Source organism: Microbulbifer sp. TYP-18 (assembly GCF_040932045.1).
In the GTDB taxonomy this organism is placed as follows: domain Bacteria; phylum Pseudomonadota; class Gammaproteobacteria; order Pseudomonadales; family Cellvibrionaceae; genus Microbulbifer.
Genome location: NZ_JBFRBC010000010.1, coordinates 67,906 through 92,895, shown reverse-complemented (window position 1 = coordinate 92,895; position 24,990 = coordinate 67,906). Strand labels below are relative to the sequence as shown.

23 protein-coding genes are annotated in these 24,990 nt (G+C 60.5%); 15 read left to right on the top strand and 8 right to left on the bottom strand.

Features of this window, described 5'->3' with window-relative positions; genetic code table 11:
- Window positions 1-4: 4 nt before the first annotated feature.
- The 10 genes from ABVT36_RS10435 (at window position 5) to glcF (ending at window position 12,921) form a co-directional block, all read left to right on the top strand.
- Window positions 5-1,570, top strand: a complete 1,566-nt coding sequence (locus ABVT36_RS10435; protein ID WP_368456522.1) for a serine hydrolase — start codon at window positions 5-7, stop codon at window positions 1,568-1,570.
- 21 nt (window positions 1,571-1,591) lie between these two features.
- Entirely contained in the window at window positions 1,592-2,641 is a 1,050-nt protein-coding gene (locus tag ABVT36_RS10430; protein ID WP_368456521.1) for an LD-carboxypeptidase, read from the top strand.
- 100 nt (window positions 2,642-2,741) lie between these two features.
- Window positions 2,742-4,136, top strand: a complete 1,395-nt coding sequence (locus tag ABVT36_RS10425; RefSeq protein ID WP_367149106.1) for a Na+/H+ antiporter NhaC family protein — start codon at window positions 2,742-2,744, stop codon at window positions 4,134-4,136.
- Between the two features lie 16 nt (window positions 4,137-4,152).
- On the top strand, window positions 4,153-6,075 hold the full coding sequence (locus ABVT36_RS10420; protein ID WP_368456520.1) for an aminotransferase class I/II-fold pyridoxal phosphate-dependent enzyme: 1,923 nt from the start codon (window positions 4,153-4,155) through the stop codon (window positions 6,073-6,075).
- A 35-nt stretch (window positions 6,076-6,110) separates the two neighbouring features.
- Entirely contained in the window at window positions 6,111-6,776 is a 666-nt protein-coding gene (locus tag ABVT36_RS10415) for a M15 family metallopeptidase (protein WP_368456519.1), read from the top strand.
- Window positions 6,777-6,820: 44 nt separating this feature from the next.
- Window positions 6,821-7,990 carry an exo-beta-N-acetylmuramidase NamZ domain-containing protein gene (locus ABVT36_RS10410; protein ID WP_368456518.1) on the top strand — a complete coding sequence of 390 codons (1,170 nt, stop codon included), beginning with the start codon at window positions 6,821-6,823 and terminating at the stop codon, window positions 7,988-7,990.
- Window positions 7,991-7,993: 3 nt separating this feature from the next.
- The gene (locus tag ABVT36_RS10405) at window positions 7,994-9,184 is read left to right on the top strand and encodes an acyltransferase family protein (protein WP_368456517.1); all 1,191 of its coding nucleotides are present in this window, start codon (window positions 7,994-7,996) and stop codon (window positions 9,182-9,184) included.
- A gap of 5 nt (window positions 9,185-9,189) precedes the next feature.
- Window positions 9,190-10,614 carry an FAD-linked oxidase C-terminal domain-containing protein gene (locus ABVT36_RS10400; protein WP_368456516.1) on the top strand — a complete coding sequence of 475 codons (1,425 nt, stop codon included), beginning with the start codon at window positions 9,190-9,192 and terminating at the stop codon, window positions 10,612-10,614.
- On the top strand, window positions 10,607-11,665 hold the full coding sequence (gene glcE / locus ABVT36_RS10395) for a glycolate oxidase subunit GlcE (protein WP_368456515.1): 1,059 nt from the start codon (window positions 10,607-10,609) through the stop codon (window positions 11,663-11,665). Before ABVT36_RS10400 ends, glcE begins: the two co-directional genes overlap by 8 nt.
- The gene (glcF, locus tag ABVT36_RS10390) at window positions 11,656-12,921 is read left to right on the top strand and encodes a glycolate oxidase subunit GlcF (RefSeq protein ID WP_368456514.1); all 1,266 of its coding nucleotides are present in this window, start codon (window positions 11,656-11,658) and stop codon (window positions 12,919-12,921) included. Before glcE ends, glcF begins: the two co-directional genes overlap by 10 nt.
- Window positions 12,922-13,007: 86 nt before the next feature.
- On the opposite strand, the gene murQ is transcribed toward glcF, so the two are convergent.
- The 4 genes from murQ to ABVT36_RS10370 all read right to left on the bottom strand — a co-directional run bounded on the left by murQ (window position 13,008) and on the right by ABVT36_RS10370 (window position 16,975).
- Window positions 13,008-13,955, bottom strand: coding sequence for an N-acetylmuramic acid 6-phosphate etherase (gene murQ / locus ABVT36_RS10385; RefSeq protein WP_368456513.1), 948 nt, complete (start codon window positions 13,953-13,955; stop codon window positions 13,008-13,010).
- Between the two features lie 174 nt (window positions 13,956-14,129).
- Window positions 14,130-15,080, bottom strand: a complete 951-nt coding sequence (locus tag ABVT36_RS10380; protein WP_368456512.1) for a BadF/BadG/BcrA/BcrD ATPase family protein — start codon at window positions 15,078-15,080, stop codon at window positions 14,130-14,132.
- Window positions 15,077-16,654, bottom strand: a complete 1,578-nt coding sequence (locus ABVT36_RS10375) for a sodium:solute symporter (RefSeq protein ID WP_368456511.1) — start codon at window positions 16,652-16,654, stop codon at window positions 15,077-15,079. Before ABVT36_RS10375 ends, ABVT36_RS10380 begins: the two co-directional genes overlap by 4 nt.
- A 66-nt stretch (window positions 16,655-16,720) precedes the next feature.
- Window positions 16,721-16,975, bottom strand: coding sequence for a hypothetical protein (locus ABVT36_RS10370; protein WP_368456510.1), 255 nt, complete (start codon window positions 16,973-16,975; stop codon window positions 16,721-16,723).
- 226 nt (window positions 16,976-17,201) lie between these two features.
- Here ABVT36_RS10370 and ABVT36_RS10365 point away from each other — a divergent pair, with 226 nt between their 5' ends.
- Entirely contained in the window at window positions 17,202-17,510 is a 309-nt protein-coding gene (locus ABVT36_RS10365; RefSeq protein ID WP_368456509.1) for a hypothetical protein, read from the top strand.
- Between the two features lie 116 nt (window positions 17,511-17,626).
- Here the strand turns inward: ABVT36_RS10365 and ABVT36_RS10360 are convergent, their stop codons facing one another.
- On the bottom strand, window positions 17,627-19,252 hold the full coding sequence (locus ABVT36_RS10360) for a response regulator (RefSeq protein ID WP_368456508.1): 1,626 nt from the start codon (window positions 19,250-19,252) through the stop codon (window positions 17,627-17,629).
- Window positions 19,253-19,599: 347 nt separating this feature from the next.
- Between ABVT36_RS10360 and ABVT36_RS10355 the strand changes: the two genes are divergently transcribed.
- The 3 genes from ABVT36_RS10355 (at window position 19,600) to ABVT36_RS10345 (ending at window position 22,758) form a co-directional block, all read left to right on the top strand.
- Window positions 19,600-21,003 carry an amidohydrolase gene (locus tag ABVT36_RS10355; protein WP_368456507.1) on the top strand — a complete coding sequence of 468 codons (1,404 nt, stop codon included), beginning with the start codon at window positions 19,600-19,602 and terminating at the stop codon, window positions 21,001-21,003.
- Window positions 21,000-22,301 carry an amidohydrolase family protein gene (locus ABVT36_RS10350; RefSeq protein WP_368456506.1) on the top strand — a complete coding sequence of 434 codons (1,302 nt, stop codon included), beginning with the start codon at window positions 21,000-21,002 and terminating at the stop codon, window positions 22,299-22,301. The genes ABVT36_RS10355 and ABVT36_RS10350 overlap by 4 nt, the downstream gene beginning before the upstream one ends.
- A 61-nt stretch (window positions 22,302-22,362) precedes the next feature.
- Entirely contained in the window at window positions 22,363-22,758 is a 396-nt protein-coding gene (locus ABVT36_RS10345; RefSeq protein WP_368456505.1) for an MAPEG family protein, read from the top strand.
- Window positions 22,759-22,832: 74 nt separating this feature from the next.
- On the opposite strand, the gene ABVT36_RS10340 is transcribed toward ABVT36_RS10345, so the two are convergent.
- The 3 genes from ABVT36_RS10340 to ABVT36_RS10330 form a co-directional block, all read right to left on the bottom strand.
- The gene (locus ABVT36_RS10340; RefSeq protein ID WP_368456504.1) at window positions 22,833-23,129 is read right to left on the bottom strand and encodes a YebG family protein; all 297 of its coding nucleotides are present in this window, start codon (window positions 23,127-23,129) and stop codon (window positions 22,833-22,835) included.
- A 195-nt stretch (window positions 23,130-23,324) separates the two neighbouring features.
- Entirely contained in the window at window positions 23,325-23,942 is a 618-nt protein-coding gene (locus tag ABVT36_RS10335) for a LysE family translocator (RefSeq protein ID WP_368456503.1), read from the bottom strand.
- Window positions 23,942-24,637, bottom strand: a complete 696-nt coding sequence (locus ABVT36_RS10330; protein ID WP_368456502.1) for a DUF924 family protein — start codon at window positions 24,635-24,637, stop codon at window positions 23,942-23,944. The genes ABVT36_RS10335 and ABVT36_RS10330 overlap by 1 nt, the downstream gene beginning before the upstream one ends.
- Here ABVT36_RS10330 and ABVT36_RS10325 point away from each other — a divergent pair.
- Window positions 24,636-24,968: a hypothetical protein gene (locus ABVT36_RS10325; RefSeq protein ID WP_368456501.1), complete on the top strand. Its 333-nt coding sequence runs from the start codon at window positions 24,636-24,638 to the stop codon at window positions 24,966-24,968. The genes ABVT36_RS10330 and ABVT36_RS10325 overlap by 2 nt on opposite strands.
- Window positions 24,969-24,990: the final 22 nt, after the last annotated feature.

Sequence of the window (24,990 nt, the reverse complement as noted above, 5' to 3'; positions counted from 1 at the left end):
GCGTATGAATATCAAGGTTTCAGTGGCAATCCTGTATTTGCTACTCGCTGCCGCAGTCGGGGGCTGCAGCCATGATGCGCCGCCAAAGCCGCGGGATATAGAGCAGCTGGTTGAACATATCCTGACCGCAGAGCGGGTACCGGGTGCCGCTGTGGGTATCTGGCACCGCGGTGAGCCGGTGCTGCTGCGCGGGTTTGGCGTGACCAATGTGGAGCGGCCGCGGCCGGTGGATGAGCACACACTGTTCAAACTGGCATCGACCACCAAGGCTTTTACCGCCGCCGCCCTGGCGCTGTTGGTAGAGGAGGGCAGGATTGACTGGGACAGTCGCGTGGTCGATTTCCTGCCGCAATTCCGTCTCGGCGATGAGTGGATCACACGGGAATTTCGCGTGGAGGATCTGTTGACCCACAGATCCGGACTGGGCCCGGGCGCCGGGGATTTGATGCTGTGGCCGCAGCCGAATCACTTTACCCGTACCGATATCATCTCGGGTCTGCAGTATCTGCCGGTCAGCGGTCGCTTTCGCGCTGACTACGCCTATGACAATCTGCTCTACATCGTCGCCGGCGAATTGATTGCGGCAGTTTCCGGGCAGTCCTTCGAAGACTTTGTGCAGAGCCGGCTGCTGTCGCCACTGGGACTGAAGCACTGTTTTGCGGGTCCGGTACCGGGCGGCGCGCGGGACAATCTGGCCGATCCGCACCGGCTGGAAAACGGCACTCTGGTAGTGGACACACCGAATCTGGCCGGCGACCAGCCCATAGTGCTGGCGGCCGCCGGCGGCATGCACTGCAGTGCAGCCGATATGCTGCGCTGGCTGCGCACACTGTCAGCCGGCGGAGTGACACCGGAAGGCCGGCGCATACTCAGCGAACTGAGCCGGGATCGCCTGTGGCGGCCGGTCACCCTGATGCCTCTGTCAGAGACCCGCGCGGAGCGGGACGGGGCACATTTCTACGCCTACGCACTGGGCTGGCGGGTGCAGGATATGCACGGCCGGCGGGTGCTGCACCACACCGGTTCCCTGTCGGGAATGTACGCCTGGGTCGCGATAGTGCCGGAAGAGGAGCTGGCGATGGTGGTGTTGATGAACCGGAGCGCCGGCGTCGCCCGCCAGGCCCTCATATACAGCCTCCTGAACCTCTATTTGCAGACGGAACAGCGGGACTGGCTGGCGTATTTCCAGGCACTTTATGGCGGCGCCTCGGAACCCCAGGAGCCGGAGCATTATCCGCCCCCTGAGAGTCGCACTGCGCTGGAGGATGAAGAGCTGGCCGGCAGTTACCGGGACCCCTGGTTTGGCCCTGTGCGCATAGGGATTGCAGAGGGACGCCTGCGCTGGCGATCACTTAAGTCGCCGCGACTCGAAGGAACCCTGGAAGCGGCGGCGACGGGTGTCTGGAGCCTGCGCTGGGACGACCGCAGTCTGGAGGCGGATGCCTGGCTGATTGCCGGCAACGACGAAAACGGGGAGCTTGTATTGACGATGCAGCCCCAGTCACGGGGGGTGGACTTTAGTTACGATTTCCCGGATCTGAGGTTTGTCCGCATCGGTGCTGACAATTAGGCGTTGGAGGGGGTATCTACAGTGAACAGACGCAGTTTGATCAAGTCTATGCTGGCGGCGCCAGTGCTCGGCGGGCTGAGTGCCGGCGCCGCCGCGGCTGCCACAACTCCGGACACCGGGGAAATGCGGCGGCCGGCGCGGCTGCAGCCGGGCATGACCGTGGGCCTGGTGACACCGGCCAGCAATGCCTGGGAGGATGAGGATATACGCTTCGCGATCGATATCGTGAAGTCGCTGGGTTTTGCGGTCAAAGAGGGGCGCAACCTGTACCAGCGCACCCAGTATCTGGCGGGACCGGATGCGGCCCGGGCTCAGGACATCAATGCGATGTTCGCAGACCCCTCGGTGGACGCGGTCTTTTGCCTGCGCGGGGGCTATGGTACTCCGCGGATTCTGCCGCTGCTGGACTATGACACTATTGGCCGCAACCCCAAGGTGCTGCTGGGCTATAGCGATATCACGGCGCTGCTAAACGCCATCAACCGCCGCTGTGGGTTCATTACTTTCCACGGGCCCATCGCAGCGCAGAATTTCACCGATTACACCCTCGATGAGTTCCGCAAGGTGCTGGTCCGGGGGGAGGGGCCGGTTCGAATCGGTGCACCGCCCCGGTTCGAGGCTGCGCCAGGGCGCGCCGAGCACAACAACCGTTTGACAAGGTTTCGCGGCGGCAGGGCGCGGGGGCGGCTGACCGGTGGCAATCTGTCGCTGGTCTGCAGCCTGCTGGGGACCCCCTACGAACCGGAATTCCGGAACCGCATACTGTTTCTCGAGGACGTGGGCGAGGCCCCCTACCGCATTGACCGTATGCTGACCCAACTGTGGCTGGCGGGCAAACTGGAGCAGGTGGCCGGCATTGTGTTCGGCAAATTCACCGAGGCGGATACCAGCGGCAATACCTTCAGCGTGGAACATGTGTTGCGGGAGCGTTGCGGTGGATTGAAAGTGCCGGTGATCCGCGGTCTGATGACCGGCCATGTGGAGGATCAGACGGTGATTCCGGTGGGCGCCATGGCCGAGCTGGATGGCGATGGGGGCAGCCTGACCCTGCTGGAAGCGGCGGTAAGCTGATGGCTTTTGGCCCCAGACAGGTTAGTATGCGCGCCGGTCCGGGCGTTGCGACGCAGCTGCAATCGGTAGCATGACATGAATAATAATGATCAGAGGCTGTATGACTGAGTTGACCTGGATTACACTGCTGCCTCCCTTTATCGCCATCGGCCTGGCGCTGCTCACCCGACAGGTTTACCTGGCGCTGTTCGCCGGTATCTGGCTGGGTTTCTACCTTCTCAATCAATCCGGTATCTTCCCCTCTCTGGCCGAGGCGCTGGATGGCGTTCTGGCCATATTGGCCAATCCCGGCGACGCCAGAGTGGTGATGTTCACGCTGGTGATCGGTGCCTTTATAGTGACACTGGAGCGCTGCGGTGCCGTGAGCGGTTTCGTCCGTTTTCTGGAACGCAGCCGCTGGGTCACCAATGGCAAGCGCGCCCAGTGGATGGCGTGGCTGGTGGGCATTGTTATTTTTATCGAGTCCAACATCACCGTGCTGGTGGCCGGTACCGTTTCGCGCCCCCTGTTTGATCGCTTCAGGATAGCGCGGGAAAAGCTCGCCTACATTATCGATTCCACCTCGGCACCGGTGTGTATGCTGATTCCGCTGAACGCCTGGGGTGCATTCAATCTAGGATTATTGGACGGCCTCGGGGTAGAGGATCCGCTCAAGGTGCTGCTGTCCACCATTCCGCTAAACCTCTATGCGATCGCCGCCGTGGCGCTCACCGCCTATACCATCTCCCGCGACTATAACCCGGGACCTATGGCCCAAGCCCAGGCCCGCACCAGTGGTGGCGACCCGGACGGCATCGACATCGGCATCAGCGTTGGGGAGGCGAAGCACGTCAAGCCGCGGCTGCTGAATATGCTGTTGCCGCTATTGACGCTGATCCTGGCCATGCCCACCGCCCTGTGGATCACCGGCGACGGGGATATCTTTGCAGGCTCCGGCTCCACAGCCGTCCTCTGGGCCTCGCTGACGGCACTGGCGGTCGTATCCACCCTGGTCCTGCTGCAGCGCAGTATGACGCTGGATGAGTTGAGCCACACCTGGATGGAGGGGGCGGGGCGCATGTTGCCGCTGGCGGTCATACTGGTGCTGGCCCTGGCCCTTGGATCCGTGTCCAAACTGCTGGGTACGGGTGAATACGTGGCGGGCATGGTGGGTGATGCGATTCCCCTGGCGCTGCTGCCGGTGGTGATTTTTTTCGTGTCCGGAGTCATCGCTTTTTCCGTAGGTTCCAGTTGGGGCACCTTTTCGATTATGCTGCCGATCGCGGTTCCGGTCGCCTCCGCTTTGGGCGCCGAGCCGACACTGTTTGTTGCCGCGGTATTGTCCGGTGGTATTTTTGGCGATCACGCCTCACCCATTTCGGATACGACGATCGTTTCGTCGCTGGCGTCCGGCACAGAACATATTGAACACGTGAGAACACAATTGCCCTATGCCCTGCTCGCCGGCGCTGTCAGTGCGCTGGGATTTGCCGCACTGGGTTTCGTGCTGCTGTAACTTTAGAGAGCACCTGATGAATGAATGTAAAATAGTCCTGGTGACCGCGGAGCGTGAGTTCGGTGTGCGCTGGGTCAGCCAGCTGGCCCAGGTGGCCGAGACCGACCAGGACTCACCGATCCGGCTCAGTTTCCTTCATGTAGCACCGCAGCAACTGGAAGATTTGCTCAAAGACGGCCGCACACAGATAGTCGCCCTGGATGACAGCAGTCTGGAGGGGGAAGTCTCGTCCGATTGCTATAACTATTTGCGCGGCTATAGGGCCGAGATCGACTGTGTGCTGTTGACCGCGGACCGGGCGCCCGCCGACGATGGTGCCTACGAGAGTGTCATATCCCGCGCCGAGTCCAATTACGGCGTAGTCTATCGCACTCTGCGCAGGATTTTGCTGGAGCGCACCGCCACGCCCTTTGCCGATGCACTGCGCGAATATGTTTACGCCGCCCGGGATTCGTGGCATACGCCCGGCCACTCCAGCGGTGACAGCCTGAGTTGCAGCCCCTGGGTAGTGGATTTTCACCGTTTTATGGGCGAGCATATTTTCAACACCGACCTTTCCGTCAGTGTGAAGATGCTGGATTCGCTGATGGATCCGAGCAGCGTGATACACCAGGCGCAGCAGCTGACCGCCAAGGCGTTCGGGGCGCGCTACAGTTACTTCGTCACCAACGGCACCTCGACTTCCAACAAGATCGTTTTACAGCACCTCCTGCGCCGCGGCGATCGCGTGGTGGTGGATCGCAACTGCCACAAATCCGTCCACCACGCCATGATCATGAGTGGCGCAGTGCCGGTGTATCTGGAGTCATCGGTAAACCAGCAATACGGAATCTACGGCCCGGTACCCCGCAAAACTATTTTTGACGCGATTGACCGCACGCCATCGGCGCGTCTGCTGGTATTGACCTCCTGTACTTACGACGGTTTGCGGTACCATCTCAAGCCCATTATCGACTATGCGCACAGCAGGGGATTGTACGTATTGATCGACGAGGCCTGGTACGCACACGGGCGTTTCCATCCGCAGTTGCGCCCCACTGCACTGGAGTGCGGAGCGGATTTTGTAACGCAATCCACCCACAAGATGCTGTCCGCATTTTCGCAGGCCAGTATGATTCACGTGGGGCACGGTGTAAAAGACTTCGATGTCGCCGGCTTCCGCGAAGATATCAATATGCACACTTCCACCAGCCCGCAGTACGGTATGATTGCCAGTCTGGATATGGCGCGCAAGCAGATGAGTATTGAGGGCTACGAAGTCATGCAGCGCACGCTCGATTTCGCGCAGGAAATCCGCCAGTTTGTGCACGAGTCCACACGCTTTCGCAGTCTCGCGGTGGAAGATATCTGCAGCGCGGAGCTGGGTGAGGACGCTATTCTGCTCGATCCCACCAAGGTCACTATCGACGTTGGATGCGCGGGCTTGTCGGCACCCCATGTGCAGCAGAAGCTGTTCAGCGATTTTGGAATCCAGCTGGAAAAAAACACCCACAATACGCTCTCCTTTCTGGTCACCATCGGTACTACCGAGAGCAAGGTGCTGCGCCTCAAACAGGCGCTGCGCAGGCTGTCCGAGTCCGCCGGGGGGGCGGTGGCTCCCGCCGACGGCCAGTCCCTGCCAAACCTGAGCCGGATCGGTGTACTGCCGCGCACGGCTTATTTTGCACGGGGTGAAAAGCTGCCGTTGAACGGCGATCAGGCATCGGCACTGGTGGGGCGGGTCGCCTGTGACGAGGTGGTCCCCTATCCACCCGGGATACCGCTACTGGTGCCGGGGCAGGAGATTACCGCGGATATTCTGGCGGCCATTCAATCTTTTGTTTGCGAGCGCGACGATCTTGAAATGCACGGGGTGCGCACCCTGGACGGTGTGCCGGCGCTGCGGGTCATGACCCTTTCTGAGCAGGATGCCGGCATCGGCGAGATGCAACAACTATAGCGGCCTGGCTGCTGCTTGCAGCGGAGCGATAGGTGATGATGCGATTGATTGCTTTTTTACCGACAATTGTGTCGTTGCTCATCGGCTGCAGCACTGGCGGCGCGCCGCAACTGGTCAGTGTTGCGTCGCCGGGTATCAGTGTCGATATGAAGTATTTCTCCGGCGACAACCTCGTCGGTGAACCACTGGACGGCTACCGGGCCAACAAATGCCTGCTGGCCGGGGAAGCCGCCGCTGCCCTGCAACAGGTCGCCACGGATCTGCGGGTGCTCGGGGTCGGCCTGGTAGTGTTCGACTGCTATCGCCCGCAAAGTGCGGTGAACCACTTTGTGCGCTGGGCCAGCACTGCAGAAGACCACAGTACCAAAGAGCGTTTTTATCCGCGCGAGGAAAAAGCCCAGCTGTTTGCGCGCGGTTATATCGCACAGAGGTCCGGGCACAGCCGCGGCGCCACCGTAGACCTGGGCCTTTATGATTTGGCCAGCGGAAATCTGCTGGACATGGGAACGCCGTTTGATTTTATGGACGAGCGCTCGGCCACCGAATACCCGCTGGAGAGCTCCGCCGCTTATCGCAATCGCATGCTATTGCGGGACGCGATGCGCGCGCGGGGTTTCGTCAACTATCCTCAGGAATGGTGGCATTTTACCTATAAGCCCGAGCCCTGGCCGGATCAGTACTTCGATGTGCCGGTAGAGTAGGCCCTAGGGCATTGACCAAAACGGCTTGGCCAGATGGAGTTTTTATGAGTTTTGCTCGCTCCCTTATAACACTGCTGCTCACGCTGGTATGGTTGCCCGCCTGCGCCGATTCGGCGTTGCGGATCGGTGCCGAGCGGGGTGACCTGTATCTCCCGCTATTGCAGGGAGAACGCGTGGGCCTGGTGGCGAACCAAACTTCCCGGGTGGGTGGACAGCACCTGATAGATTTTCTGCGCGCCAACAAGGTGGCGATAAAACGCATCTTTGCCCTGGAACACGGTGTGCGGGGTGACGTGGAAAACGGTGGCAAGGTGGCGGACGGTGTCGATGCGCCCACCGGCCTGCCGGTGGTTTCCCTGTATGGCGGACACTATGCGCCGTCGCGGGAGGATCTCCAGGACCTGGACTGGCTGCTGTTCGACATTCAGGACGTGGGGGTGCGTTTCTACACCTATATCAGTTCTCTGCACTATCTGATGCAGGCCTGCGCGGATTACTCGGTGCAGCTGATGGTCCTGGACAGGCCCAATCCCAACGGCGACTATGTGGATGGCCCGGTACTGGAACCGAAGTTCCGCAGCTTTGTGGGCATGCACCCCATCCCCCTGGTACACGGGATGACCGTGGGTGAGCTGGCCCGCATGATCAACGGCGAGGGCTGGCTCGACGGGGACGCCCGGTGTGAGCTGACGGTGATTCCCGCGGCGGGTTATCGCAAGGGGGATCACTACTCCCTGCCGGTCAAGCCTTCACCCAATCTTCCCAATGACCTTTCAGTGCGCCTCTACCCATCACTGGCCCTGTTCGAAGGCACGACGGTGAGTATCGGCCGCGGTACCCGGTTTCCGTTCCAGGTGGTCGGTCACCCCAGTGACACTCAAGGGGAGCTGGTATTCGTGCCGCGACCTGTACCCGGCGCGAGTGAGAATCCAAAGTACCGCGGACTGGAGGTACACGGCGACGATTTGCGCCGGGCCGATCAGCCGAGTCGTTTTACTCTGCGTTACCTGATTGACTGGGTGGGCCGCACCGGTGAAACCGGTCCTGAATTTTTTTCCCGCGCCAGTTTTTTTGACAAGCTGGCCGGCACCGATCGGCTGCGTCTCGCCGTGATGGCCGGCCAGAGTGAGGCCCAGATCCGGCGCAGCTGGCAGGCGGATTTGCAGCATTTTCGCCAGCGGCGCAAACCCTATCTTCTCTACCGGGAGGACTAGCCGTTGCCGGCTCGCCACCTGTCGGAAATACTCGGCAAGCTGCCGCCGGGGCGTGTACTGGCCGTGGACCTGTTGCGCGGGCTGGCAATCGCCGCCATGGTGCTGGTCAACAACCCTGGCAACTGGTCCTATGTGTATGCGCCTCTCGCCCATGCGCAGTGGCACGGCTGGACGCCCACCGACCTGATCTTCCCGCTGTTTTTGTTTGTGGTGGGTATATCGATGGTGCTGGCAAACGGCAACAATAGGAAATTTCCCCGGGTAGGCTGGACACAGTGGTCCCGCAGTCTGAGGCTGTTTGCGCTGGGGCTTTTTCTGGCGGTCTTTTTCTACAACTTCCGCGATCCATCCTACAGCTGGCTGGACGACCGGCTTGTGGGAGTGCGATGGCTGGGGGTGCTGCAACGGATCGCGCTGGTTTATATCCTGTGTTGCTATTTGGTCTATTGGCTGTCGCCGCGGGGATTGACCGCGGCAGCAGTTGCCCTGGTGGCAGTGCCCTGGCTGTTGATGATGTATGTGCCCTACGCCAGTGAGCAGGGCGAACTGTTTCGCGGACAGCTGCTGTTTGGCAATCATTTCTCCGCCTGGTTGGATGAAAAGCTGCTTGGCAGCGCCCACCTTTACTATCGCAATGCGGAACCTTTCGCCTTTGATCCCGAGGGGCTGCTGACGACACTGCCGGCGGTTGCCACGGCTTTGGTGGGAGTCCTGGCGGGGTTGGCCTGGAAGCGCAGCGAGCGCGACGGCGTAAGCTGTGCGCAGCTCTGCAGGGGCTGGCTTGTGTGGGGAGGCTTGTTGCTGCTTGGCGGGCAGTTGCTGCACCCCTGGATACCCATCAACAAAGCCCTGTGGTCGCCCAGCTTTGTAATGATCAGCGGCGGTGCCTCGCTGATGTTGCTGTCGGGACTCTTTTTCCTGGTGGATGTGCGCCGTCACCGGCGGGCACTGGCGCCACTGCTGGTGTTTGGTGTCAATGCCATTGCGCTGTTTATGCTGGCGGGGATAGTTGGGCGCTTGCTGATCATGATTCCTGTGGGGGGGCAATCCCTCAAGCAGTGGCTGTTCGGTGCCATATACGAACCCCTATTTGGCAGTTACGGCGGTTCGCTGGCTTTTGCGCTGTCCTGCCTGATCGTTTTTTATCTGGTGTTGTGGCAGATGTATCGCCGCAACATCATCTGGAAAGTGTAAATCACATGGATAGGGTGCAATTCAAACGGGAGCTTGTGCGGGCCCTGCCCAGGGGAAGAGTACTCACCGCAGGGGAACAGCTGGCGCCCTTCGAGTGTGACGCCCTGCCGGTGTACTGTGCGCGGCCCCTGGCGGTGGTGCTGGCCAAGTCCGAGGAGGAGGTGATCACCGTAGTCGGGCTCTGCAGTGCGCACCGGGTGCCGCTGGTCACCCGCGGCGCCGGCACCGGGCTCTCGGCCGGTGCCAGACCCCATGACCGCGGTGTGCTGCTGGTCACTGCGGGAATGGATCGCATCCTTGAGCTGGATCCGCAGACCATGACCGCGCGGGTGGAGCCGGGAGTGGTCAATGCGCGTCTGTCCCAGGCCGCAGCGGACTTCGGGCTCTATTATGCCCCGGACCCCTCCTCTCAGATCGCCTGTTCCATTGGCGGCAATGTAGCGGAAAACGCCGGTGGGGTGCACTGCCTCAAGTACGGGGTAACTGTACAAAACGTCTGCGCAATGCGCCTGGTGACCATTGATGGCCAAATACTGACCCTGGGTGGTGATTGCCTCGCCCAGCCCGGTTTTGATTTGTTGGCACTGATGCATGGTTCTGAGGGTGGGCTGGGTGTAGTCACCGAAGTCACCGTCAAACTGACTCCGGTACCGGCGCAAACCCGCACCCTGATGGCGGACTTCTCCAGTGTTGGGGCGGCGGCGGACGCGGTCGCGGCAATCATCCGGGCCGGTGTGATACCCGCCGCACTGGAAATGATGGATGCGCTGGCGATCTCCGCCACGGAAGCTTTTTGTCACGCGGGATATGCGCTGGACGCGGCGGCGATTCTGTTGGTCGATCTGGATGGGGATCCGCTGGAGGTGGAGGCGGAAACGGCACTGGTGCTCCAGGTGCTGCAGATGTCGGGCGCGGCCCGGGTACAGTCGGCACAGGATGAAGAGCAGCGGCAGCGCTGGTGGAAGGGGCGCAAAAGCGCTTTTCCGGCCATAGGCCGTCTCAGCCCCGATTACTATTGTATTGACGGCACAGTGCCCCGCCGCCGCATCGGGGATGTATTGGAAACCATCGCCCGCCTGGCCGGCCCCTATCGCCTGCGGGTAGCAAATGTATTTCACGCTGGGGACGGCAATCTGCACCCGATCATCCTGTTCGATGGTCGCGAGGACGACGCGCTGGAAAGGGTGGAGCGGCTGGCGGCTGATATCCTGGAATATTGTGTCGCAGTGGGTGGCACCATCACCGGCGAGCACGGCGTGGGTATAGAGAAGATCAATCAGATGGCAGTGCAGTTTAGCGATGCGGAAATCAGCCAGTTTCTGGATCTCAAACGGGCCCTGGATCCTCAGCAGCTGCTCAACCCGGACAAGCTGATTCCCTCTCTGGCGCGGTGCCAGGAATATCGGGCATTGAGAAAAAGCCATGCTTGAACGTGACTGCGGGGCAGAGATCCAGGCCCGTGTGGAAGCTGCGCTCGACTGCGCCGAGCCCCTGTCGATCAGCGGGGCGGCGACCCGGGAAGCTTTCAATCTGCTCGGGCCTGAAACGTCGATTTCCCTTGCGGATCACAGCGGCGTTATCGACTATCAGCCGGATGAGCTGGTGTTGCGGGTGCGCAGCGGCACGAGGCTCGAGGACATTGCCGGACTGTTGCAGCAACAGGGACAGCGCCTGGCCGCGGATGTCCCCAGACCGGCGCCAGAGAGCACCATCGGCGGCGCCATCGCGACTGGGTGGGATGGCCCCGAGCGGGCTTTTGGGGTGTCCCTGCGGGATACACTGCTGGGCTGCGGGCTGGTCAACGGACAGGCGCAGCTGGTGAATTTTGGTGGCCAGGTCATGAAAAATGTGGCCGGCTACGATCTCTCGCGTCTGCAGGTGGGTGCGCTGGGGACTTTGGGGGTTTTGCTGGACGTCAGTTTGCGTTTGTCGCCGGTCGCCGAATACAGCGCGAGCCGGGCTTTCCAGGTTGCGGCCGACGACTTGCCGCGCTGGTGGCAGAAGACGCGCCAACTCCGTCCGCTGCTGCGGGCCTGTTGTGTGTACCGGGAACAGCTGCACCTGCGGCTGCAGGGGCGCGAGCGAGCGGTGGTGGCGGCCCTGGCCGGGTTGGGCGGAGAGCCATCCGATTTCGACTGGGATGGAGTGCGGGATCTCCGCCACCCCTTTTTCCACAGCGACAGTCTGGCGGTGGTTCAGTTACCGCGCTTTTCTCTCCCGCGAGTTGCCACCGGCGAGACCTTGATCGACTGGGAGGGGGCGCGGGTCTGGGTGCGGCAGGGTGATTACCCGGAGCTGGTCAGCGCAGCGCAGGCCGCCGGCGGATTTGTGCGCGCCCTGCGCGGCGGCCCGCCGCAGGCAGAGGTGCCCGCAGCAGAGTGGCACCGGCGTATCAAACAGGCCATGGATCCGCGGCAAATTTTCAATCCATCGCTGTTTGCTCGCTATTTTGCCGACGGAGCCCAGCCGCTATGCAGGTGAATCTGATCCGGGGACTGCTGCAGGACGGAGATACCCAACGGGCTGAAGAAATTCTCAACGCCTGTGTGCACTGTGGTTTCTGCACCGCCACTTGCCCCACTTATGTGGAGACCGGCAACGAGCTGGACAGTCCGCGCGGGCGAATTTATCTGATCAAGGAAATGCTGGAAACCGGCCGGGCGACGGCGGTGACACGGAGGCACCTGGATCGCTGTGTGACCTGCCAGAGCTGCGAGACCACCTGTCCCTCGGGTGTGGACTACCACCACCTGGTAGCCATAGGCCGCCACACCAGCGAGCAGCTGGCGCCGCGCAATCCCGCCGAGCGACTCATGCGCGCGGCACTTCGGCGGCTGTTGCTGTCGCCGCGCCTGCTGCGGATTCTCCTGGCCCTGGGCCGCGCCTGTTCGCCGCTGCTGCCGGCGGCGGTGCGGCGCACCTATTTCCCCCTGCGGGAGCCAGATTGGCTGGGCACAAGGGTCGCCGCAGGTGATTCTGCGCAGGGCGCGGCGGTGATACTGGTACCCGGTTGTATCCAGCCGTCGCTGCGACCGGAGACCGATCAGGCGCTGGCGCGCATCCTGGATCACTTCGCCGTGCCGCTGTTGGCGCCGGGCGCCGCCGGTTGCTGTGGCGCGGCCAGTTTTCACACCAGTGGCGAGGATCAGGCCCGCGCGTTGGCGCGGCGCAATATCGACTGCTGGTGGCAGCTCTATCAGCAGCGTGAGGTGAGGGCCATAGTAACCACCGCCAGCGGCTGCGGCGTGCACTTGCAAGACTACCCGGCGCTGCTGCAGGCGGATCCAATCTATGGGGAAAAGGCGCGGGCACTGGCGCATCTGGTACGCGACCCGGTGGAGCTGTTGGAGGAGTTGTCGCAACAGCAGCCGGGTCTGCTGCCGCGGGAACTGGGGGCCGGCAAGCAATACGCTTTTCACTGCCCCTGTACGCTACAACACGGGCAGGGTTTGAACGGCAGGGTCGAGCGGCTGCTGATGCATATGGGGGTGGCGCTGCCAACCATTGAAGACGCACATCTGTGCTGTGGATCGGCGGGGACCTATTCGCTGTTGCAGCCAACTATGGCCCGCGCCCTCAGGGCGGCCAAACTTCGCCACCTGCAGGCTACCGGGCCGGATGTGATTGTCACGGCGAATATCGGCTGCCAACTGCACTTACAGGGCGGTACCGGGACTCCGGTGAGACACTGGTTGGAACTGGTGGCGGACGCCCTGGACCAGCCTCACGCCGAGTGAATGTCACTCCCACTGTCTGCGCGAGTCGGGGCAGTTGTTACCGGGCGGCTGGGGTCAATGTTGAGCGGGAGCGACTCCTTTTGGGTTCAGGCAAGCAGGTCCTCAGCTTGCCTGGCGCCCTTTACCGAGCGCAATGCCAGCCGTAGAAAGCCGTTCGCGTCTTCCAGCGCCCGCTCCGCCTCGGCGCGCTCCAACCCACTGAGCAAAACCATGATCGCCAGCTTGGCATTGTGGTCGCACGCATCCAAAACCCGGTCCGCCTCCTCCAGGGAGACACCGGTGGCCTCTATCACTATGCGACGGGTTCTTCCCACCAGCTTGGCGTTGGTGGCCTTCACATCGACCATCAGGTTGTGAAAGCTCTTGCCCAGGCGGATCATGCTGGCGGTGGTGAGCATGTTGAGCACCAGCTTTTGCGCGCTGCCGGCCTTCATGCGGGTGGATCCGGTAAGGATCTCGGGGCCGACTTCCGGCAGTATCGCTATGTCCGCCTGTGCCGCTATGGCCGCCGATTTGTTGCAGGCCAGAGCGATGGCGGTGCAGCCCAGGGAGCGCGCATACTCCAGGCCGCCGGCGACATAGGGTGTTCGCCCGCTGGCGGCAATGCCGACCACCACGTCGCGGGATTGCAAACCGATGTTTTTCAGATCCTGTGCTCCCAGTTCCGGATTGTCCTCGGCGCCCTCCTGGGCGCGGTAGACGGCGTCTTCGCCACCCGCGATCAAGGCCACCACCATGCCCTCTTCAACCCCATAGGTGGGGGGGCACTCCACCGCGTCCAGAATACCCAGGCGGCCGCTGGTGCCCGCACCCATATATACCAGGCGTCCGCTGGCCTTAAACGCCGTGACAATGGCCTCCACCGCGGCTGTTACCTGCGGCAATTCCTTTCGCACCGCCTCAGCGACACCCTGATCGGCAGCGTTGATTTTCTCCACGATTTCGGCGGTGGGGAGAAGGTCTATGTCCTCACTATCGGGATTGCGCGCCTCGCTGGGCAGGCGGCTGAGTTCCTGGATAAGTTTCTGATTCATAAATCTCTGCCCACTGTCCGAATAAAAGGCAGCCATCCAACGGGCTTGCCCTGTCCTGCCTAATGATTCCTGTCGAAGCTCCGGCGCTACGGCCTCCGGCAACTGACATCACCATTCCCGTGCCTTGATTGCCCGCCGGTTTCTTTCAGCGGGCAAATCATACCGGTCCCTGGTTTAGTTGTCTGAATATTCAATCGATTCCACCGGCGGATGGCGGCTAAACTCCGGAGTTGTGGCTGCACCCGCGCAAACGCCTCTATCGGCTATCCGCTGCGAGGATGCGATAGCACAGGCTCCATCCAATGATGTGCCCAGAGGCGGAATCCGTCGCGACTGCAAATCCTCGGCCAGCAATGGCCCGAGGTTATCCGCCAGCCCTCCAAGTATAGTCAGGGGCAGGTCTTCCCCGTCACTGGCCAGGCGGATCAGTTTTTCCACTTCGAGGGTCGTTTTTAAAACGATATCCTGCGCAATTTCACAACCGGGCAGGTGTTCGAAAACGACGGGTGCCAGAGCGGCATATTCGCGCGAGCCGGCGTGCTGCAACCAGGGCAGAATATCCGTGCGCCGGCGACCGACAGACTCCATGATCCGCCGGCACAGGGCACTTTTGGGACAACCCTGGGTATCCAGTTCCCACAACATGGCGCGCACGGCACTTTTTCCTATTGCCGCCCCACTGCCTTCGTCGCCCACCGCCAGGCCCCAGCCACCAAACTGGCGAAAAGATCCGTCTCGGCCCAGGCGCATGGCCACTGAGCCGGTGCCGACTGCCACCATGACCATAGGTTGGCCGCCTCCGGCACCGATCAGGGATGTCTGTGCATCGGAAGTAACGCTCACTGTGGCGAAGCCCTCCGACTGCAAATGCTCGGTGAGCAATCGGGCAGCGCTGGGATTACCGGCGCCGGCCACACCGCACGCAATATTGACCTGGTCGGCCCGCAACTTTTCCGCGGCCAGGAGTTGTCGCGACAACCTGAGGATGGTGGCAACGGCCCCGGTCAGGTTTTGCGTCAGCGAACCGGGCCCGGAACGCAGTTCCCTGGGCGCCATTTTGGGCCCACCCAGCCGCGCCAGAGTTTTGCTGGCACCGCCGTCGATACCGAGGAAGTATTCACTCATGCGCCGCTGCCTTCGCGTCCCCTTGCCAGTTGGTGCTCTGTTACGGGTTTACCGAGGCAGCATACCGCGAACGAGACCGCGGTGCCGAGACACAGTTGCCAGGGGAAGGCGATGGCTGTTGCGGGTTCGCTTCCCGTGGCCAGGGCAATCATCCACGGTTGTTGTGCCAGCGTCGCGACAAAGCCGGTAATGAGGGCGAGAGCGGCGCTGGTCCCGTTACCCCGCTTGGTAAACAGCACAGTGAAAAACACACCCAGGAGCCCGGAGTAGGCAAATACCATCACTGACAGCGCAAAGGTGATCAGGGGCAGGTCGCTCATCTGCTGCCAGTAAAAACACAAAACCGCCATGGCGCCGAGGGCCAGGCCGATGAGGGACATGGCGATACGGCCCGCGACGACAAAATGATGTGGCGGCCGGCTCAGGCCGCGCCTGGCCAGCCAGCTGCGATAAAGGTCCTCGGTGAGCACACTGGCCATGGAGTTCAGGCTGGAGTTGAGGGTCGACAGCGCCGCGGCAATTACTCCGATAGTAACCAGTCCGCGCAAGCCCGCCGGCATTTCGTTGAGGACGTAATGCATGAACACGGTAATGTCGCCACCGGATGGGGGTGGCATCTCCACCCCGCCCATCAGCTCGGGGCGCTGGTAGAAAATGTACAGGAGCAAGCCGATACCCATAAATATCGCCATGACCGGCACCACCATGACGACAGAGGTCAGCATGGCTCTGGCGCCATCCCGCGGCGTTTTACAGGTCAGCAACCGCTGGGTGACATCCTGATCGAGGCCGAAAGCGGCAATATTGAGCAATACGAAACCGGTGAAGGTGGCCCAGAGGTTGAAGGGATCGGCGAGATTCCAACTGGTGTCCACCAGGGTCAACTTGGAACCGCTGCCGTCTGTGGGGTTATTCAACGCGGCCACTATATCGGCGGGACTCGCCGGTATCTGCCACAGGAGCACTGCTATCACTGCGATTGCGGCGCTGACATAGACCAGGCACTGCAGCACATCGCTCTGGATTACTGAGCGGACACCACCGATAAATGTCTGCAGCAGGCCAGCCAGAGTGAGGATTACCACCGCAAGCACCACGTGGCCGGCCTCAATGTCACTGAACAGGATCATGGACACAGCAATGGCCGCCATATAGAGCCGCGCACCACTGGCAAATACGCGACCCAGCAGATACATGGCGCCCGCCTGGTGGCTGGCGGATGCACCAAACCTGGTCTGTAGCAATTCATAGACAGTGGTGACACGCTGTTGATAGAACCGGGGGATCAAAAAGCGGGCCACCACCATCGCCGCCAGGATGGCGCCGAGGTTGGTGAACAGATAGCTGAGGTCACCCCTGTAGCCCAGGTCCGGGCCGCCTAAAAATGTAGCCGCCGATTGGGTCGTCGCCAGTGTGGAGATTGCCACCATCCACATGGGCATGCTGTTGTGGGCGAGAAAATAGTCGCGGCTGTCGGCGTTCCGCGTACGGCTGAAATACAGGCCGCTGGCGGCCAGAATCCCCCCGTAGACCGCAAAGATCGCCCAGTCCAGCGCCGTAAACTGCAGTTCCATCCGAGAAAACCCCTGTCTGAGCGTTTTTGTGTTGCCGGCCGCAGCCGATGTACCAGATGTACTAATTTATTCGTAAATTATTGATTTATAGATATCATTTATTCCTGTTTCGGGCAAGTGGCTCTCTGGGGGCTTGATTTGACCGATGAAGAATAATATATTCCTTTTTGACTCCTGAGTGGTAATAAATGGTTGCGACATCCAGCCATTGCTACCTGAGTGGGTTGTTGGGATTTGGGCTGGGGGCGGATTTATTGTTCCCGGGGCCATTTCCAACTGTTTTACCTTGAGCTTGCCAATCGCAGAGTTCTCTTCCTGCATAGAGTTGGCTTGGGAGGCTAGGGAACCTCTGATTAAGTCCTGATGGTCTGTGGGGCCTGCCCCGGGGCGCGGACTTAATCAGAGGTTTCCTGGCCCCCTTTTTTTTTGTGCCCGCCAAAATGGTCCCAATTTTTACCCAGACTGGGGTTGAGTCACCGCGAGTGAGGAAAATCGCGCAACTGGTTGCTACACTTTAGCCAGCGATACATGGGTCACGAGGTAGTTTATGTGGCTTAGACTGCTGGTGGCGTGCTGTGCAGTGCCCGCCCTCTGTGTTGGCTCCTATACCATGTCTGAGGATGCCCTGTTCAAGCCCAATCTCGGACAGAGCCCGACTCTGAGTTTCTGTCAGCAGCGATTCTATCGGGAAGACGATGGCCGCCTGAGTTGTAACTGGGCGGTGAATTTCAATTTCGCCTGCTTTATATCCCGCCCATCCAATATAGTTATTCAGGCGGGCGCCAAAATTTCCGAACCCGAAATCGTGGGCGAGTGTGATAACGGCGAACCGGTCATCAAGTTGTTTCACTATTAATCGGCAACCCAATCGATAACCCCCCATCGATTGGACTGTCGCCCTTGAAAACCTGCGCGCTTGAGCGCAATCCCCGGCTCTTCAACAACATGGCTGGCTTTTGCCGATGGCGACTGTCAGCAGGGTTCCGGCTCCTTTTCGCGGGTGAAGTTACTCAGCTCGGAAGTGTATAGGCGTTCGACCCGTTCCTGTAACTGCTCGTAGGTGAAGGGTTTTTGAATACAGTCGAGAATCCCGTCCGCAAGTACTTCCTGCAACTGGCTGTCGAGGCTATAGCCGGTGGAGAGGATTGCCTTGATGTTGGGGTTCAGGTCCTTCAAGCGCGAAAACAACTGCTGGCCGTCCATACCGGGCATGATCATATCCAAGATAACCAGGTCTATATTTTGGCAGTGCTCGCGGTAGTGGTTGAGGGCCTCCTCGGCGGAACCAAAACACACCAGCTGGTGGCCGTGCATTTCGAACAGGGTTTTGGAGTAGCTGTGTACTATGGGTTCGTCATCCACAAGCATGATCTTCAGTTTCCTGCGATCGTAGTGGGAAGGCGATCTGGGCCGGGTTTTGGCCGTGCCGCCCTTGCTGACGGGGACATACAGATCGAAACTGGTTCCCTCCCCCTGGTGACTCTGGCAGTGGATGGCCCCTTTGTGCAAATGCAATGTGCCATAGACCGCAGCGAGTCCGAGGCCGGCACCGCGGCCATAGGCTTTGGTGGTGAAGAAGGGCTCGAAAATACGCCGCTGCACTTCCGCAGTCATACCGGTGCCGCTATCGCTGATATTGACCAGCAGATACTGTCCGGCTTCTATCTCGAAGTCACCGATGACCGTTGTTCTTTCCACCACCAGATTGCAAGTGGAAAAGCGCAGCCGGCCACCTTCGGGCATGGCGTCCTTGGCGTTGATGCCCAGGTTGAGCAGGGCGCTTTTCAGCTGTGCCGAGTCGCCCGCCACATGGGGGCGGCCGGCATTCAGATCCTGCGAAATGGTGATGCGCCGGTCGATGGTGCGTTCAAGGATCGCGCAGACGTCGCGGATGATTTCGTGGGTATTGCAGTTGCGGATACGGTAGCTTCCCTTGCGCGCGAAGGTGAGCAGTTGTCGGGTGAGTTCGCCTGCGTGTTGCGCGCTGGTAAGGATATGGGTGCTGTAGTCGAGGACACGGGGATCGTCACAGACCTCGCGAATCACCTCTGCATAGCCACTGATGCCGTGAATGATATTATTGAAATCGTGGGCAATGCCCCCGGCGAGTTCTCCCAGCGCCTGCATCTTGTGGGCCTGGCGCAGCTCCTCCTCGAGAATCCTCTGTTTGGTAATGTCTGAGCCGATACTCAATACCCCGAAGCGGGTGCCGCTTTCATCGCTGAGTACCTTGTTTGTCCATGCGACCCAGACTCTGTTTCCATTTTTGGTAATGTTTTCGTTGACCGTATATTGATGCTGCTCCGGGTGCCGGCAGATTTGATCCATCAGTGAGCGCAGATCGCGGCCGGTGCTTTCGGTGGCGGGCACAATGGTCCCCACCACATGCCTGCCGGCGATTTCCGTTTCCGAGTAGCCGAAAAATTGCTGGGCGTATTCATTGAAAGCGGTCACGATGCCGTTGCTGTCCCAGCGCAAAATAATCGAGTTTGCGTGCTCTACCAGTTCGCGGTAGCGCTCTTCGCTCTTGCGCAGTGCTTCACAGATATGCTCGGGGTCCGCACCTTTCGCCGCTGGTGGAGAGTCCCTCTTGGACATTGGAACCTCCTGTTTATTTTTTAGGCAAATTCCAGCATGAACACCCTGCAATGTCCATATGTTGCGTACCACTTACTCTGGTAAAAGGCGCCAACGGAAGGTCGAATTAGAGCGGCGGTTAATTTATTCGATTTTTTTAAGCCTCCCCCCTGAGGCAATGGGGAATAGGGCCCATGATTGCTGGTCTGTGTTCGGGGCTGGAAAAACCCTTGGGGTGTCGATGATCTCCAGTGTTGGTATGGCGAAATGGCGCCGAACTGATAGCATGCTGGTTCCGGCAGGCGGTTTAACGCGATTTGTTCGACCCCATGCCGGCTCAACGTAACGGACAATTCTGGATAAATAATATGCAATTGCCTTACCTTCGTTTTGCAATAGCCCTGGGCCTAGCCTTGCTGCTCAGTGGCTGTGGGGGAGACAAAGCATCCGACAGGGATAGCGAATCCCTGAGTTTTGCGCGTGAACAGGCTTTCCCTTCCACTTATGAGGTCACTCAATCAAAGCCGGTCTTGATTCAGGGCGCTACCCTGTTGACCGGCACCGGTGAGCGGATCGAACAGGCGGATATACTGCTTCGAGACGGAAAAATAGCCGATATGGGCGATGGGCTGAAAGCACCCGAGGATGCGTTGGTCATTGACGGTACCGGCAAATGGGTAACCCCCGGCATTATCGATGTGCATTCCCACCTGGGAAATTACCCTGCACCGTCTATCGAGTCGTCTCAGGATGGCAATGAAATAACTGCACCGAATACCGCAGAGGTGTGGACGGAACACTCGGTGTGGACCCAGGACCCGCAATTTCCCCTGGCGCTCGCCGGCGGCGTAACCACTATGCAGATTCTGCCGGGTTCCGCCAACCTGTTCGGCGGCCGCAGTGTCACGCTCAAAAATGTACCCGGGCGCAGCGTGCAGGATATGAAATTTCCCGGGGCCCCCTACGGGCTGAAAATGGCCTGTGGAGAGAACCCCAAGCGGGTTTACGGTGGCAAGGGGAGTGCCCCCTCGACCCGGATGGGCAATGTAGCGGGCTATCGCAAGGCCTGGATCGAGGCGGCGGACTATCGCAAGCAGTGGCAGGATTTCGCTGAAAACGGTGGCGATGAACCGCAGCGCAATCTGCAACTGGAGACACTGGCCGGTGTTTTGAACGGCGAGATCCTGGTCCACAACCACTGTTATCGCGGCGAAGAGATGGCCGTTATGATGGATATAGCGCGGGAGTTTGACTTCCAGATATCCACCTTCCACCACGCCGTCGAGGCTTACAAGGTCGCCGACCTGCTGGCGGAGAACAACGTTTGTGCGGCCATGTGGGCTGACTGGTGGGGCTTTAAACACGAAGCCTTCGACATGACTGAGGCCAATATTGCCATCGTGGATCAGGCCAAGGCGTGTGCAATGATCCACTCGGACTCAGCGGTGGGAATTCAGCACCTCAATCAGGAAGTTGCCAAGGCGATGGCCGCCGGGCAGCGCGCCGGCTTTGCTATCGGGCCGGAGGAGGCGGTGGCCTGGATGACCCTGAACCCCGCCCGGGCGCTGGGAATCGACGAGCAGACCGGCAGCCTTGAAAAGGGCAAGATGGCGGATGTCGTGGTCTGGTCTGGCAACCCCTTCAGTGTCTACAGCAAAGCGGACCAGGTGTTTATCGACGGCGAGCTGATGTACGACCGCAATGACCCGGCGCGTCAGCCGCATACCGATTTCGAGTTGGGGATACTGAATCCAGAGGGGGAGCGTCTGTGAACAGATTATCGCGGGTAATTCTGCTGCTGACCGGACTGTTGGCGTCCACAGTGCAGGCGGAAACGATTTTGATCAAGGGTGGCAAAGTCCACACATTGGCGGCCGCTGGCAGCCTTCCCACAGCCGATATTCTCCTGCGGGACGGCCGTGTCGAGGCCGTGGCGCCATCCATCGACGCAGATGCCGATAAAGTCATCGATGCGACGGGAAAAGTCGTGACTCCCGGCGTCATCGCCCCCATGTCGGAGCTCGGCCTGGTAGAGATAAGCGCTGCCAGCAGCACAAATGATTACGGGGTCACCGGGAAGAGTATCGGCAGCGCCTTTGACCCGCTGCCGGCCTACAACCCCAACAGTACCCTGATTCCCTACAGCCGGGCCGGCGGTGTCACGCGCGCGGTGGTGTTTCCCGCCATCAGCACCTGGAATACCGACGCCGAAGAGATGCAGCGGGTATTTGCCGGGCGGAGCTTTGCCATTGCGCTGAACGGCGAGTTCGATAGCGTCGTGGCAACGGATCTCGCCCACAAGGCGTATCTGGGGGATGTCGGAGCCCAGCTGGCCGGGGGCAGCCGGGCAAATGCGTTTGCCAAGATCAAACGCGCGCTCATGGAAGCGCGGGAGTACCGGGCCAACCGCGAGGCTATCCGCTCCGGCAACTGGCGACAGCTGAATTACTCCATAGCGGACCTGGAGGCGCTGCAGAAGGTGATTCAGGGCCAGCAGCCGCTGCTGGTGACTGCAAACCGGGCCAGCGACATTCTCCAGGCCCTCAAGCTGGCCCGCGACTTCAATCTGCGTCTCATCATAGCGGGAGCTGCTGAGGGCTGGATGGTGGCGCCACAACTGGCCGCTGCCGGGGTGCCGGTGGTGATAGATTCACTGGACAATCTGCCCATCGCTTTCGAAAGCCTTGGAGCACGCGCGGAAAATGCAGCGCTAATGCAGGCCGCGGGCGTCACCCTGGCCATTGCCGGCCCCGGTTATGGCGGTACCCACAATATACACTTGTCGCGCCAGGCGGCGGGTAATGCGGTTGCCTACGGACTTCCCTATGAAGAGGGTCTCAAGGCCATCAGCCGCAATGTGGCGGATATATACGGCCTGGAAGGTGGCACCATTGAGCCGGGCGCCGTGGCTGACGTGGTGGTTTGGAGTGGGGATCCCCTGGAGGTTACCAGCTTTGCGGAGAGGGTGCTGATTGGCGGTGAGGAGCAGTCACTGGTAAACCGGTCGACCCGTTTGCGCGACCGCTACCTCAAGCCGGAAGCGGGCCATGGAGCCGGATACAAGTTTTGAAGTGACTGGCGGTTTGGAGAGCGGCGGACAATCATTTCCGCCGTTCTGACGGGAGTAAGGAATGGTTTACATAACGGGTTTTTACGCGGGCCTCAGCGGCCTGTTGCTGCTGGCGCTGGCCTATCGTGTGGTGCGTTTTCGCCGCGACGAGAAAGTTGGTGTTGGCACCGGCGGCAAGCATAGTGGAGCTGTGTTGGTGCGAGCCCACGGCAATGCAGTGGAGTATTTGCCAGCGGCGCTGCTGTTGATGCTGATTGCGGAGTTGAACGGCTTGGGGGCTCTTTGGCTACACCTGTTGGGGAGTGCGCTGGTGTTGGGGCGGCTGCTGCATGCCTATGGTTTAATAGCGAGTAGGGGCGGCTATCATCTGGGCCGCTTCTGGGGCACCATCTTCACCTGGGTGGTGATCTTCGCTTTTGCGCTGATCAATATCTTCTACGTGCTCCGGGCAGCCTGACGACTGCTTGGTGCAAAAAAGCCCGGCCAGGGCCGGGCAGGCTACTACAGGGATAGAATCTGCGGGTTTGGGTGTTACTGGCTGACTGCCAGCGGAGTGACGCGGTCGTCCGCTGCTTCCGGCTGGGCTGGCTCCGCTTCCAGCAACACTTCCGGCTTACCTTTGCAGGCCTTGGCCAGGGCTTCTCTCTGCCGGGCCAGCAGCAGGCCGATTTCCTCGGCTGCCGCCTCGGAGATTTCGTCCACATGACGCTCAATCAAAGAGGTGATGTTGGCGGCCAGTTCCAGCATTTTGTCGTGTTCTTCGGCGTCTTTCTTGTTGTCGAACATTGCTCCGTCCCTATCGCACTTCCATACAGCAACAACAGCCATTGTTAATGTCCCCTTATGGTCTGGTTATGAATACTGTTTAAGCATACAGTATCTGTAATTATATGCAGTGTCAATGGCGGGTTTCGCATTTTGATCGCCGGTGGCGGATCGGGTGAGGCGCCCGGGTGGCAAATATGCCCGGGAAGCGGTTGTGGCTTTACCGACAGACGGGTTCCGGGAGAGGGGTGCCGGGAGTCAGATGGAGAGCACCAGTCGCGCCGCCAGGGCTACCAGCAGGATCCCCAGGAGCTGCTGCAGTCTGCGACTGACGGATTCGCTTATCCAGGCGCCCCGACTGCCGGCGGTGACCGCAATCGCAACCAGACAGTACCAGGCCGCGTCGATGGCGGAGGCGAGGGCGGCCATGCCCAGCTTGATGGTGAAAGACTGCTGTTCGGTGACGAACTGACTGAACAGGGCGGTGAAGAATATCACCACTTTCGGATTGAAAAAGGCGACCCCGAAACCCTGCAGTGCGGCTCTGTGCACTGGCACCGGCGCCCGCGGTTTCTCCGCTGTACCACTGTCGGAGCCGGTGGCGCGCAGGGATTTCCAGCCCAGATAGAGCAGCAGTGCCGCACCGGCCCACTGCAGGGCGGTGAATACTGCTGGAGAGCTGGTGATCAGTACCGCCAGTCCAAAGGCCGTCAAGCCGGCGTAGACCGCAATCGCAATACCGTGTGCCACCGCCGCTGCCATACCCTGGCGGACACCGGAGGCGGCGTTGCGCATCACAATAAGCAGGCTGGGGCCGGGCGACATGGCCCCGAGGGTGCATATCCCGGCCAGGGACAACCAGGCGATCCAGTCCATTAGAAGCCGCCTCCCTGCGCGAGCCACTGCTGCTCCTCCGGCCAGGACACCCGACCGAGGGCCGCGTTGCGGTGGGGGTAGCGGCCAAAGCGGTCGATGACATCCCGGTGCGCCACAGCGTATCGATAAAAGCTGTCTGCCTGGGCCGTCTCTTCCGCGCTGTTCCAGCGGACTTTGCGCAGCTGGTCGAAAAAGGCCACGGAGCGTTGCTGCATCTCTTCGCTTTCACCGTGTTCCAGTGGCATACCCAGAAAAGCGCGCTGGTAGAGTCCTAGCCGGTGGTGATCGCCCCGCTGGATCACCGCCAGGGCGAGCTGCTGCGCCCTGGCATCCCCCGCGAAGGCGCTGCTGGTTCCGCGGTAAATATTGCGGGTAAACTGGTCACAGAGCAGCACCAGCGCCAGTTCACCTGTCAATGTCGCACTCCAGTCGTCCAGTTGACCCGCCAGGGCCCGCTCCACCACCTGGCCGAAATCCCGCGCTAACCCCTTGTCGTTCGCTTCGCTGGGGCTAAACCACAGCCGGCGATATGGCTCCTCGACCGGGGCCCGGAGCTCCGCACTGCCGAACCAGGCGCACAGTATCTGGGCAGGCTGCGGAACGGCACCCTGGGAAAAAGTGACCGTCGGTGCATCCAAATGCATTGCTAGTACCATCTTATCGCTGTAAAAGGACAATTGCCTGGAGGCGATCATGGTAACCCTAAATGCAGTGAGTGTGAAAATGGTGCGCGCCTGCGCAGTGGTGGTCATTTTGGTCAGCAGCCTGCCGGCGGCGGCGGGTGAACTGGCCATTCCCATGCTGGAGGTGCAGCGGGATCTCACCCTGAAGGCGGAGCAGGCTTTCACCCGCAAGTTCAATGAGTGCGGGGACGGAGTTCGGCACCAGAAAAACCAGAAGGAACCGACCGGTCCGCGCTTTCCGGTAAGAATCGCCGCACAGGAACAGATCTTTGAGGGTCTGGCGGCGTCACTCGTCGGGATCGAACTGGCGATACGCCCCCGGGGCAATTCGGTGGGCCTGTGATGCCCCTGTGGTTGCCGCTCTA